At 40.6% G+C, this 13,664-nt stretch carries 10 protein-coding genes; 4 read left to right on the plus strand and 6 right to left on the minus strand.

Annotated elements, in window-relative coordinates:
- Positions 1-30: 30 nt before the first annotated feature.
- The 3 genes from ACU52_RS13095 to ACU52_RS13105 form a co-directional block, all read right to left on the minus strand.
- Positions 31-1,380 (minus strand): oligosaccharide flippase family protein, encoded by a 1,350-nt coding sequence (locus ACU52_RS13095; protein WP_053399113.1) that lies wholly within the window; start codon positions 1,378-1,380, stop codon positions 31-33.
- Positions 1,381-1,646: 266 nt separating this feature from the next.
- The gene (locus ACU52_RS13100; protein WP_053399114.1) at positions 1,647-3,578 is read right to left on the minus strand and encodes a sugar phosphate nucleotidyltransferase; all 1,932 of its coding nucleotides are present in this window, start codon (positions 3,576-3,578) and stop codon (positions 1,647-1,649) included.
- A gap of 10 nt (positions 3,579-3,588) precedes the next feature.
- Positions 3,589-4,713, minus strand: a complete 1,125-nt coding sequence (locus ACU52_RS13105; RefSeq protein ID WP_053399115.1) for a glycosyltransferase family 4 protein — start codon at positions 4,711-4,713, stop codon at positions 3,589-3,591.
- A gap of 1,504 nt (positions 4,714-6,217) precedes the next feature.
- On the opposite strand from ACU52_RS13105, the gene ACU52_RS13110 reads away from it, so the two are divergent.
- A complete protein-coding gene (locus tag ACU52_RS13110; protein ID WP_053399116.1) occupies positions 6,218-8,290 on the plus strand; it encodes a VapE domain-containing protein in 2,073 nt (690 codons plus the stop codon).
- A gap of 547 nt (positions 8,291-8,837) precedes the next feature.
- Here the strand turns inward: ACU52_RS13110 and ACU52_RS13115 are convergent.
- The 3 genes from ACU52_RS13115 to ACU52_RS13125 form a co-directional block, all read right to left on the minus strand.
- A complete protein-coding gene (locus ACU52_RS13115) occupies positions 8,838-9,461 on the minus strand; it encodes a DUF3226 domain-containing protein (RefSeq protein ID WP_053399117.1) in 624 nt (207 codons plus the stop codon).
- Complete coding sequence (locus ACU52_RS13120; protein WP_053399118.1) at positions 9,458-10,504, minus strand: AAA family ATPase; 1,047 nt, start codon at positions 10,502-10,504, stop codon at positions 9,458-9,460. Before ACU52_RS13120 ends, ACU52_RS13115 begins: the two co-directional genes overlap by 4 nt.
- Before the next feature lie 485 nt (positions 10,505-10,989).
- A complete protein-coding gene (locus ACU52_RS13125) occupies positions 10,990-11,208 on the minus strand; it encodes a DUF4248 domain-containing protein (RefSeq protein ID WP_021853817.1) in 219 nt (72 codons plus the stop codon).
- A 731-nt stretch (positions 11,209-11,939) separates the two neighbouring features.
- Between ACU52_RS13125 and ACU52_RS13135 the strand changes: the two genes are divergently transcribed.
- The 3 genes from ACU52_RS13135 to ACU52_RS13140 all read left to right on the plus strand — a co-directional run bounded on the left by ACU52_RS13135 (position 11,940) and on the right by ACU52_RS13140 (position 13,172).
- Positions 11,940-12,368, plus strand: coding sequence for an HU family DNA-binding protein (locus ACU52_RS13135; RefSeq protein WP_021853816.1), 429 nt, complete (start codon positions 11,940-11,942; stop codon positions 12,366-12,368).
- A 290-nt stretch (positions 12,369-12,658) separates the two neighbouring features.
- Positions 12,659-12,760: a smalltalk protein gene (locus ACU52_RS15925; RefSeq protein ID WP_021853815.1), complete on the plus strand. Its 102-nt coding sequence runs from the start codon at positions 12,659-12,661 to the stop codon at positions 12,758-12,760.
- Positions 12,761-12,773: 13 nt separating this feature from the next.
- Positions 12,774-13,172, plus strand: a complete 399-nt coding sequence (locus ACU52_RS13140) for an N-acetylmuramoyl-L-alanine amidase (protein WP_053399120.1) — start codon at positions 12,774-12,776, stop codon at positions 13,170-13,172.
- Positions 13,173-13,664: the final 492 nt, after the last annotated feature.

Raw genomic sequence — 13,664 nt, forward strand, 5'->3', positions numbered from 1 at the left:
AATAATCTATAATTTCTATATAACTATGATCTATTTAAGCCATATACCAGAAGCCTGTTGTTTTAATATCTTGTTAATTTGAATTGTAAAAAAAATGCTATATATAACGTTTATGAATATCATCGAACACAGGACACCATACGCACCAATGAAATTTCCCAATAACAAAGACAATGGTATATGTAAAACTAAGCCTATAAGAGTAACATACAATTGAAGTTTTATAGTTCCTATACCATTAATTAGATTCACCTGTAATGAATCCCAATTATTAATCATCATATATACAGCTACGAGCAATGTCATCAAGAATGGAATATCTGCTTTATTCCCTATCCATAGTTTATAAGCAATAGGAGAAACCACAACCATTATTACCATAATAATAACAGATAACAAATAAACTTTTGTCATTTTCCTGTAAACAGACCTCATCCAATTAAAATCTCGTTTTGTATAGGCATCGGTAAAGGCTGGCCATAAAGGAGATAATATTATTGTGTATGCCATCATTGCAATTCCTATGTATTTGTAAGATATATTATAAGCAGTAACTTCCTGAGGACCAGAAATATTGCTAATTAAAATATTAGTACATTGGAAAAGTATTACAACTTGAAGTTGAATAATAAAAAAACTTGCTCCTAAATTGAAAAGGTCTTTTATGTATTTCTTTTCTATCGTCTTTATACTTGGCGCAACTTTATTAAAGTTTTTATGATAAAGTATTAACGATGCTATAATCACAACTAAGACAGGCATCATGGATAATGCGAATGCCAATGCCATTAATGATGGTGGACATGTTTTTGTAAGTATAAAAATAGCAACTAATGATAAAATATTACCTATCACAGGAAATGAAGATGATAATGCAACTTTCTGATAGGCCGCTATTACTGCAGTTAAAACATTAACTATCATCTGCAAACAAAAACTAGCTGACAAAACATACAATGCTTTTATTATATCATCATTATATACTTCTTTTACATTTAAAAAACTAGCCCAATTAATATGCGGTATTATTATTTCTAATATTATACATAATGGAATAAAAATCAATACCATCATAAAATAAGTGGTGCTGACCAATGCCTTTCCACGTTTCCAGTCGTTTAAAGCTATAGCTTCAGCAAGTTTGTTTTTTAATCCCAAAGTAAAACCGACATCAAAAAAACCAAGCCAAACCATTATAGACGATATCGTTAACCATATTCCATATATCTCAGACGAAACATATCCTAAAGTTAACGGAACTAACAATAAAGAAATTATTATACTTATACCTTTAACAAGGAATGAACCTATAATATTTTTTTTTACCGCAACACTACGTGAGTTACCACCTACAATTAAATTCTTTAAACTAGATATCATAATGCCAATATATAAAATATTACATATATCACTGTTTTTATTTTATTGAGAATAAATAACCATATACACTGTGACTAATTATTATGAAATAAGCTACAAAGGGGTATTCCCATACATAAATATTACTTTAACCAAAACATATTCTGGGACATAAATATGTGCCTAATCTCAAAATAATATATTTCTCATAATCTGTATTTCGACAGATTATGAGATTATATTATATAAATTCAACAATTAACAAATATATTCCATATATATTAAAACTAATATTCTGCAATAGTCTTTCTAAACGCATTTACATTACCCATGTCATACATTTTGCCATTTAGTCTGACGCCTATCATACCTACTTTGTTTCTAACCTGTTCCAATGCTGTTGTAAGCTCAACTTCTCCTGTTCCATTATAATTTCTAATATTTTCGCCAAGCTGTTCAAATACCTCACTTGTCAAAATATACTGTCCGAAAACAGAAAAATATTTTGTTATACCATCTTTGGTCTTTACACCAAGATGTTCTTCTGCAAAGGCAGCCTTAGGCTTTTCACAGAAAGTTGTCATGTTCAAAAGTGTTTCTTCCTTGTTCTCCCATATACCGGAAACAACACCGTAATGAGAAACTACAGCCAATGGTATGTCGTGGATAGAAATCATTGGTTTATTGTATTTTTCATACGCCTCAATAAGCTGCAATGCACATGGCTTATTTGAGAAAGAATGATACAGCGTGTCTCCCAATAATAGAATTACAGGATCACCATTTACGAACTCGTTACACTGATAAACCGCATGTCCAAAACCAAGTTTCTCTTTCTGATAAACATAACGCAAGCGCTTTCCTATATTCAATATCTTATTTTCATACTCCTGCGCTGCTGCATTTAGTTTATTAAAATGCTCTGATGAAAGGCGAGTCTCAAAGAACTCTTTGTATTGTTTACGTTCTTCTTCACTGCCAAGCACCAGACATATTTCCTCTATTCCGCTGTTTATCAATTCCTCGAGCAAAATCATTATCACAGGTTTTACCAATCCGTCCTTATCGACAATAGGGAAGAAATCTTTCTTCAGGCATCTTGTTGCAGGATACAGTCTGGTACCGAAACCAGCTACGGGTATTATGGCCTTACGTACACTATGAACAGCTTTTATGGTCAACTTATATGGGCGCAGTCCTATCTCTGTAAGATAACTGATAAGCCTGTCCTGACAAACCTTGTCTTTTGCAAGAAACTGTATAGAGCCGTCTCCTTGAGAACCAACACCCTTACCTCCCCATGTCAAAGTCTGTATATACTCATCAGACAATATTTTATGCAGTTTGGGGGCTGTGAGTTCTTTTGGACATAATGGCGCAATTTTCTCATCAAACGTATTCTGAGCCTCTCTCATGAGCATACCAAGCTTCTCTGCATCACCATTAGCAATATATTCTACAGCACGATTAATCAGCTCACGGTTTCCTTCTCCCAAGGCCCAGTGCTCATTCCGCTCTTTCTCATCAGAAGCAAAAGGATACCCCTTGTTAAGGTCTGCCAATATGCGTATTGTATCTTTCTCTGCACATAAATCAGCAAATACCCAATATAAATCTTTACGGACATTAAGAGGCTGCACGTCCATCTCCTCGCCGTCAAATGTCATAAGAACAGGTTTTACGCCAAAAGCGCATGCTTGGTCAAGACGTCCACAACGTGAGGATGTGCGCAACTCACCTACATATGCAATATTCATCTCACCCATAGTGTTTAGGTTGAGATTATAAAGAAGATTGAATGCGCGTGCAACAAGTACACATATCGCCGCACTTGAAGACAGGCCGCTTTTCATCGGAAGAGTCATGCTCGTGATATTTATCTTTACACCACCAACATTATACCACTCCATCATATATGAAGCGACACCCGCACAATATGCAAAGAAATTGCCTGAACGGGCTATTTCCTTTAACTTTGCACTATCCATGTCGCAGCTGAAGTCATGCCACAATTCTGTCAGTTCGGGAGCACTGCACGTTACTTCAAAACGTTCTGACGCTTCTGCAGTTGCCTCAATGCCCTGTTCCACTCCTGTTACAATGGCCATACCAGGTACTATATCTGCATTCATTGTACGGTATTTTCCAGCCCAGTCGCTATGTTCTCCAAACAGACAGAGTCTGCCCGGAACAAAAAGATTTATTATTTTATTTTCCATATTTTCAAAATTAAAGATTGTTATCCTGCATTATTTTCTTAAATGATTCTGCCCAAGAATGCCAATTTAGTTTTTCGTTAAAAAGTTTTATTCCCCCCTGACCTAACTTTTCAAACTCGTTATTTTTCAAGCTCTCTTCTATTTTGTCAGCAAATTCCTTTCCTTTGGCTGTCAACGGAAGCTTATAGCCATTAATCCCGTCAATGACATAATTACCTATGCCTCCGGTGTTATATGTAAATATAGGCAAACCATAAGCAGAAGATTCTGAAAATACAATACCGGCACACTCTGCACGTGTGGGCAAAAGGAATATATGCGACTGTCTTATAGTGTCTATATATTTCTGATATTGGTCAGGATAGTTTTTGTTTAAGAAACCTATATTTTCTACGTATGGCAGATTTGCATATCGCTGCGGCACATCCCTTAATCCTACTAAAAGAAGTTTAGATGTTATGCCTCTTTCATTCAGTTGACGCACAGCGTCAATTGCTATCTCTGCACCCTTGCGTTTCCAGTCTACGCCAGAAAACAGAATGTTAAGAGTTCCATCTGTATAAGGCTTTATATGAAATATATCTTTGTCCTCAAGATTGGCGCCAAATTCTATTATATAATTACGGTCAGGATTGCCATTATAGTCATTAACAACAGAGTCAGCAGCCCATTTAGATGCACGTATGTTTATATAGCTATTTTGTATGCCTAAACGCTCTGTTTCATTTCCTTGTTTTATTATCCATTTTGGTTCATTATGCCAATAATAATTTACCATAATGCTAAAATTTGCATCAGTGTAATAGATTATTGGCTTGTTGAAATTTCTATATATAGCCATTTGTGCTCCACCCGGAAAAAACAGATAATCACATTTTGACACAAGCTTCATGTCTATTGTATCTGCGCTTAGTTTGTAATAATATTTATTATGATCTTTCAATACATTTTTTCCAAAACGAAGTTTTATCAAACCCTTTAAGACCTTATGTTTAAATGTATCCGCATTATACGGAATCCAAACAACCTTGTAACCTGCATTTTCAATACCTTCTCTGATTTTGTAAATCAGACCACTCCAAGCCTTTTTATCCTCAAAAGGATTTGCCTGTGAGACATAACCTATTGTTTTCATTTTTGTTTATTATTTATATCTATTATTCTATGAAAAATCATTGATTTCTAAGGTATAAATCATTGAATTTAGAATTATTTTTCAATGAATTATAAATGAAAATTCATAAAGCTTTATTAATTAGTAAAGACAATAAATGTATATAAGAATGGAGTAAAATATATGTAAATCATATCAGATGTATAAACATTTCCCCCGCATACATTTTACATAGTTATTTTACTTGCTATCGTTATAATCACATAAATTATCTTTACATATCTAGAGCATTATCACCTTACTGTAACCTTATCACGTTTTTGCACATTTTAGTCGATTTTCAATATATAATGAATGTTAATTTTTGTCATCCAAAATTTGGATATTAACATTGTTAACGTTTTTTTACTCGCTTTTTTCGGCATATTTTCGCATAAAAGTGACAACCTTGCCTGTAAGGTTGCAGTGATATACTCCACGCCATCACTAAGCACTTTATATCATTTATTATCAACGCCTTATGCTCGACAAAAGTTCTGAAATCGCAACAAAACAGGCACCAGGGTGTGATAGGGTGGTAAGTAGGTTTCGTAACTTTTATATAATATTTGTTTTTTGTCTCATCCAAAATGGATATTAACACTTATAATCCTCGGGCGCGCGCGTAAGGAGTTTATAGAGAAGGTTACCACCCTATAACAGGGTGAATTAAAAATGAAAAATTAAAAGTGAAAAATGCCTGGCGGAATTTAGAGTGAAAAATCCAAATACTTTGCTGGATCTTTTCGCAAGTACTGCGTTTGCTATTGACTCTAACTCCTAGCTCATCTTTGTGAGCAATAACTACTTTAACTCCCGATGACAATAGCACAGGAAGCCATGTGCCTTTATTGCTTCGCGTCTGCTGCAGGACTAACTTTCTTAATTTTTAATTGCGCAAGCCTGCTTCCTTGTTTGCTATTATGTCCGGTAGTTGCTACAATATAGCACCACTTCGGGTGCTCATAGTTGAGCATTGTTACAGGCCGTGGGTGCCACACCCACGGTTACTGAAGTGTAGCCCTTCGGGCTATAAGTTAGCATTAACCTTTGTTCCGGCGGATATGTGCTTTCGAGTCGGGAGTTAAAGGAGTTAAAGAAGTTATCGCCAACAAGTTGGCTAGGAGTTAGAGTCAAATGCTTCGTTGATTCTTTTCATAGCAAGACATTTGGATTTTTCACTCTTCGTTCTTCACTCTTCACTTAAATATGCGGTATTTTAAGCGGATTGAAAATTAGCTACGCAGACCTTCGGTTCTGATAATATCTACCGTCGGATTTTTCGCTATGCTCAACAACTCGTGCAAATCAGCCGGCACAATAGCCTTGTAGAGCTTCTCCTTTGTGTCTTTATTTATAAATTTCCTATCTTTTAAAAACTTTTGTCCCCGTGGGGACAATTTTGTTAATGCTACAAAATGTTGTTATATATTTGTGGCCATCGCAGACAGTCTGCGTGGCAAAAAACTAAATCTAAAAGAATAATATGCAATCTACTATCTTCAAAAACATGTACAGCCAGGAATGCCGGAGCATTGAATGGCAAGAGATATTTAACATCGTTACCACAGGTACACTGGCAGAGAACACCGAGAAATACAGATACTATAAAAGCTGCAAACTGGAGGATGACGCCCAGAAGATAAAGAAACATATGCCGGCATTTACGCCTGCCGTGATATGCGACGGCGGCAGAAGGCCGGAGAACTTTGTTTGTCTGACAGGCGTGGGTATGTGCGACTTTGACCATGTGGCAGACGTAGAGAGCGCCAGAAAGACACTGACTGACGACGGACATGCCATGATGGTGTATAAGACGATATCGGGCAACGGACTGAGGGTGCTGTTCAGATATGAGGTGAAGGGCACCAGACAGACCGACAAGATGACCACCAACGAGATGAGCACCATATACGGCGCAGCGTTCAAGACGGGCAACGAATACTTCGCACGCCTGCTGGGATGCGAGGCCGACGGACAGTGTAAGAACCTTGGACGGCTGTCGGTGATATGTCATGACGCAGAGGCGACGCTGAACACGAACAGCGAGCCTATAGCGATTGAGCTGCCTGAAAAGAAGGCTGCCGCAAAGAAGGGCACCGACAGAAAATATCACACTACGCTTGAGCGTGCCGTGAGAGCTGTAGAGAAGCAGCTGGAACGCGAGGGCGTGAGATACTGCAAGGGTTCATACAACAGATATGTGTCGAAGGCGGGTTATTATCTCAACAGACTCGGCGTGAACGAGGACGAAGCCACGCAATGGGCTGTGGAGCGCTTCAGCGACTATGACAGCACAAGCGTGAGGGCGATAATGAAGTCGTGCTTTGCCCACACTGCCGAACACGCCTCGATGATGGTGCAGAAGATTGAGAAAAGCGATGCCAACGACCGCGCCAAGGGCGTGGACATAACTGCTATCGAGAAGTTTCTGGATGAGCACGCAGCGTTCAGGTTTAACGTGATTACACGCAAGACTGAATATAAGACAGAAGGCAGCGACAGATGGCTGGAAGTAACCGACAGGCTGGAGAACTCGCTGTGGTCGGCCATGAACAAGGCAGGACTGCACGTAAGGAGCATCGACCTGCACAACGTGATTCTGTCTGACTACGTGGCTGAATGGAACCCGTTTAAAGAGTATTTTGACAATCTGCCCGAATGGGACGGCACCACTGACCATATAGGCACGCTGACGGCTATGGTACACGTCAGGAAGGGCGACTTATGGGATGACACCGAAGACCCGCAGGGCCTGTTTGACATGTGTTTCAGAAAATGGCTCGTGGCCATGGTGGCGTCGCTGCTCGACAAGGAGGTGGTGAACAACGTGATAATGGTGCTGATAGGCCGTCAGGGCATATACAAGACCACGTTTTTCAACTATCTGCTGCCGGAAGAGCTGCGGCCGTATTTTTATACTAAGACCAACAGCGACACGATGACGAAGGACGACAGGCTGTCGCTGGCGGAATATGCTATCATTTGTCTTGAAGAGATCGACTCGATGCGCACACCGGAACTGAACCAGCTGAAGGCTCTCGTAACGACGAAGACGATAAACGAGAGGGCGGCTTACAGCAGGTATAAGGAGAACAGGGCGCACATAGCCTCGTTCTGCGGCACGGGCAACAACATGCAGTTTCTGACGGATCAGACGGGCAACCGCCGCTGGCTGCCCTTTGAGGCTGACTATATAGACGACCCGCGCACCGTGAGGTATGACTACCAGGGCATATACAGTCAGGCGCTGGCACTATGGCGCAGCGGCATGGCTTACTGGTTTAACGGGTCGGAGATTAACACCATGGCGCGCCACATAAAGTCGTTCGAGGTGCCTAACGTTGAAGAGGAGCTGATAGTGACCTACTACAGGCTGCCGCTGGAGAACGAGCCGTATAAGCTGGTGAACGCCACGAATATCATTGAGCATATCAACATCTTCATCAAACGTGCCCTCTCGACCATCAAAGTGGGCGTAGCCATGAAAAAACTTGGCTTTAAACAGAAAACAACCAGTCGGGGACGGATGTATATGGTGGTAGAAAGGGAAAAATAAGAGCCCCTCCAAACCTCCCCCGTGGGGAGGCTTTTGTTTCGCCAATTGTATTGTGCCGGCAGATCTGTGCTCCATGAGCTTCTTGTCAGGAGTTAAAGAAGTTATAGTAGTTATCGCCAACGGAAGATTCTATGATGTATATGTCAGGAGTTAAAGTAGTTATAGGAGTTATCGCCAACAGCGTTGGCTAGGAGTTAGAGTCATATGCTTCGTTGATTATTGTCGCAAGCACTACGTTGGCTATTGTGCCGGCTGATTTGCAATTGTCGTGCAAGTGAGAGCAGAAGCAAATCTCATTTGGTTATGCCGAGAGCAGCCGACAATCAATAGAATTAATCCGCCGGAATAATGTATAAGAACCGAAGGTCAGCGTAGCTAATTTGCGATCCGATTACTTCCAATTCTGTCATTATATTGTTGTTTTAAACTCGCTTAGACATTTAAATTTTTAATTTTCGCCAGAACTGTCCGATTACTTCCTATTTTGTCATTATCATGTTGTATTAAACCTGCTTAAGCACTTGTTTTTATTGCCCTGTGCGTGTCTCTACTCTAAATTTATCTTCAAAAAATCTATGAGGTTTGACATGGCTTCAGCATCCATATTCCAATGGTTGCTGTCAAGATAATTCCTTTCACGCTCCTTGATTTTCTCCTTTTCTGATTCGGAAGCCCCCAACAGTACTTCCAAATAGGCGTATATCTTTGTTTTCTTTGCAGGTATTGTAAGGGGTAGCCCATTCCGCCAAGGCAAGTCGATTTCTTTCAGAGAGTCTTCATAAGTTTTCCAACAATCCATAACAGGTTGGTTCTCAGGATTTATGACAAGCTCCAACAAGTCTTCAAGTTCGCCGGAAGAACTGTTGTCTGGAAGCAGGAACAATTGAAAATCCACATTGTTTTGTTCCTTCCATTTTACAAGCTCGTCCTTTTTCTTGCCATAATCATCGTCTGCGTCGAAGATGACAAGATTTACCCCATTGTCGGCAGATGTTCTTTTCATCTGGTTGATGTATGCTGTCTGCTTCTTGGGTGACATAAGATTGGAGCATCCATTAGTCTTGATTATATTTATCCGTTCTGAAATATCTCCAAAAAGATGTTCTGCCAACTGCCATATAAACCGTTCGTCGGCAACGCCTTCAACAAAAATAGTATTACTCCTCATCATCTCCTTATTTCCATTTCGTTGTCTATCGCCTCTTTCAGTTCATCATAAGAATACCTGTAAGCCTGGAATCCCTCTTTGGCAGTTCTGGCTATATTATATACATTTGCTACCGCCTGGAACTCAGGAGCCTCTTTCATCGCATTAGCAAGGCTTTGCAGGCATTCGATATTATGGGTTGTAACAAACATCTGGATATCATGGCGAACAACAAACTTCATAATGGCACTCCACAGCAGTTTGTGCGCACTATAATGCATGCCATTGTCTATTTCGTCAACCAACAGAATATTATAATTCTCTACGAATACTGAGGATATGATATTTATCATACGCCTGATTCCGTCGCCAGCCATACTTATAGGCAACAGTTCGCACATATTGCGGAGTTTCAAGTAAAGTCCGTCGGGCAGCGCTTCTATCGTCTCTATAGCAGGATCCAAATCCTGCAAGGCTTCGACAACAAGCTGCTTCTTGTTATATTTCACTATCGAAGCAAAATTATTTGTAGCATTTCCGTCATTCTTGTCTGTAGAAATAAAAAGACAGTTCAACCCTTCCGTATACCTATTGTCTATCGTCTGCTGGAGGCTACCATCAGACCCGAGGAACAATGCTGACTGGAAATTGAAATCACCCGTTAGGTTCGTATCAAACTTAAAGTCAAGACGTATTATATCAGAATGGATTGACGTTCCGTTGGATGGTTCGTCAGATCCCCTCATTATTGGTGAAAAAGTAAGACGCCTTACGCCGTCACCTATACTTGCCCGCAACAAGGGTGCATTATTAAAATCCATGTTATGGAACAAGTATCTTGCATTGTTCAAATCTGCGTTTACAGCCGACAAAGTTCTCAAATAATTTACTCGTGTAGGAATAAACGGATTCGACATACCTGCAAGCATGAATACAGCTTCAAGTACAGAGGTTTTCCCCACATTATTGGCACCTACAAAAACGTTTATTTTTGACAGAGCGCTTATCTCTATATGGTCAAATCCCCTGAAATTAGACAGTTCAATATCCCTAAATTGATTTTTCATCTCCGGCAAGTATTATTATATCTTTAGAATATTAACACTGCAAAGATAATGAAAGGTGAGAGCAATGCAAAATGAAAAAACATATTTTTTTATTTTTATTGCTGAACAGCATCCTAGCTTATTTAAAATTAGCAAAGGTAGTACAATCAGCCGGCACAATAGCCTTGTTGGTTATTATCAATTGCAATGCATTGGCAATAGCCTCCGTTCCTTACTTTCGTAAAACAGCGGTATTTTAAGCGGATCAGGAGATCCTTATATTTAATTCCGGCGGAGCGCAGATCCGCCGGCACAATAGCATTGTCGTTTATTATCAATTCTATTACAAAGAAAAGAATCAACAAGGCATATGACTTTAACTACTAGCCAACTCCGTTGGCGATAACTACTATAACTACTTTAACTCCCAATTACAATACCTAACAAAGCAATTGGATTTTTCACTTTTAACTGTTAATTTTTAATTGCGCAAGCCTGCTTGCGCACTACGGTTCCCCTAATGCCTCTACGATCAGTTTTACCTGTGCGGGCGTATAGGTGCGCGACTTTGGCGATGCGCCTATGGCTGCGAGTTGTTCACGAAGGTTAGGATAGCGGTCTATCCATAACGAGAGCTTATGATAGGCGGCACGGGGATTCATGTCGGGGCAGTAAGCCTGGGCAAGCTCCATGCGGCCGTATGTGCGTATCTTGAAACATTCCATATCTGCTTTGACTTAAAGACTCCGTCGCTCCGTAGAAAGGCGTGAGATGCCTGCGGCAACGGGGACTGTTATTATGTAGCTAAGATACGAAAAAATTGCGAGATAAGCAAAGGTTTATGTAACTTTAAGTCACTGTAACTCACCATTTTACACATTATCTCATTTCTGACTTTAGCAGTGTTGTATCTTTGCAAAAGAAAGTTCAGCAAATTGATAATTATGAAACGTAGTTCAGCGTAAGCTAAAAGAAGTTCAGCATAAGCTAATTGGTGAAATAGGAAGTAAGCGGATTGAAAATCCTGATACTCCTTTCCGGCGGAGCACAGATCAGCCGGCACATTAGCAAACGTAGTAGTTGCAAGAAGAATCAACAATGCATTTGACTCTAACTACCAGCTCACCTTAGTGAGCGATAACTACCCTAACTACTCTAACTCCTGACAAGAAACGGAGTTCGGCGCAGCTAATTTGTGAAACAGGAAGTAAGCGGATTGATAATTAGCTACGCTGACCGTTGGTTCCTGATACTCCTTTCCGGCGGAGCACAGATCCGCCGGCACAATAGCCAACGTAGTGATTGCGAGAAGAATCAACAAGGCATTTGACTCTAACTACTAACCAGCTCCGTTGGCGATAACTACTATAACTACTTTAACTACTGACAAGAACGGGTAAATTAATTATGAATTGTGAATTATAATCGTATTATTAATCTTTAAAACTTAAAAACTATGATTCGTTACAAATTGTATCAGAACAAGATGGAAGGCAACACGGGGTATAACCTATGGTACGCCCGCGCCGTGTGCGACGAGACTTACGACACGGAGATGCTTGCCAAGCACATGTCTACTCACAACACTCCCTACTCGCCCGGAGTTATACACGGTGTGCTGAAAGACATGATTGCATGTATCAAGGAACTGCTGCTCGACGGCAAGAACGTTAAGCTGGACGACCTGGCGATATTCTCCGTTGGTATAAGGAGCAAGGGTGCCGCCTCTGTTGCCGCCTTCAACGTGGCTGAATATGTCAGCGGTCTGAAACTCCGCGCACGTGCCACCGGTAACCTCTCAACCTCTACCCTGAAACAGGACGCCGTGGTGAAACAGCTCACGAAATACTCGGTAACTGACACCGGCGAAGGAGGAGGAATTTAAGTGAAAAGTGAAAAAACAGAGTTTGACGTTAGTCAATCCAATTGTATTGTAGGTCCTTTTCGCAAGCATTATGTTTGCCGTTGACTCTAACTTTAACTCATGGTTGAATTGAACCCACAAGACATATGAATTTTCATTCTTAAGTTTTCACTTTCGTAATACTGCGATAGTTTAAGCGGATTGAAAACAGCTCTACGCAGAGTGACGAAAAGAAGCCACTTTGAAGCCTCCCCACGGGGAGGTTTGGAGGGGCTCTTTTTCTTTAACTTAATATTAAATTTATAATAAATATGAACGACCAGAAGAAAACTATCTTTAAGATTATTATTCAGACTGTAATCAGTGTGCTGTCGGCCGTAGCCGCAGCTTTCGGCTTACAGAGTTGTATGTAAACTTACATGACCGATGAGAACAATTACTCTTATCATCATTCACTGCTCGGCGACTCCCGAAGGGAGGAGCCTGAGCTTTGAGGAGTGCCGGCGCGACCATATCATGCACAGACACTTCAGGGATATCGGATATCACTTCTATATCACACGCGACGGCACCGTGCACGACGGACGACCCATAGAAAAGGTCGGGGCGCACTGCGAAGGCCATAACTCCCACTCTATCGGCATCTGCTACGAAGGCGGACTTGACGCCAACGGCAAGCCGGCCGACACCAGGACTGAAGCCCAGCGCAAAGCCTTGAAATCTTTAGTAGAGAGAATGCACCGTCTGTTTCCTAAAGCCCTTATAGTAGGGCATCATGACCTAAACCCACGCAAAGCATGCCCATGCTTTAAGGTGGAGTCATAATTGGGTCGGAACGAGGATTCCGTAATGTCTATGTCAGGAGTTAAAGTAGTTAAAGAAGTTATCGCCAACGGAGTTGGCTAGAAGTTAAAGTCATATGCAAACGTAGTACGTGTTTAAGTGAAGAATGAAAAGTTAAGAGTGAAAAATCCAAATGCTTTGTTGTCTTTTTTCGCAAGCACTACGTTGCTAATGTACCGGCGGATCTGCGCTCCGCCGGAATGGAATATCAGGATCTGAGATCCGATTACTTCCGCCGGAACATTAGTTAAAGCCATGTGCCTTTATTGCTTCACGTCAACTGCAAGACTAACTTCCTTAATTTTTAATTGCGCAAGGCCTGATTGCGCTTTTGCATCTGCTTTTCCTTACTTACTTTCGTAAAACAGCAGTAGTTTGAGCGGATCAGGAGATCCTTATATTCGATTCCGGCGGAGCGCAGATCCGCCGGAACATTAGTCTTGTTGATTATTATCGATAGTAATACATTGAAAG

Origin of the sequence: Xylanibacter rarus (assembly GCF_001275135.1) — a bacterium.
Taxonomy (GTDB): Bacteria; Bacteroidota; Bacteroidia; order Bacteroidales; family Bacteroidaceae; genus Prevotella; species Prevotella rara.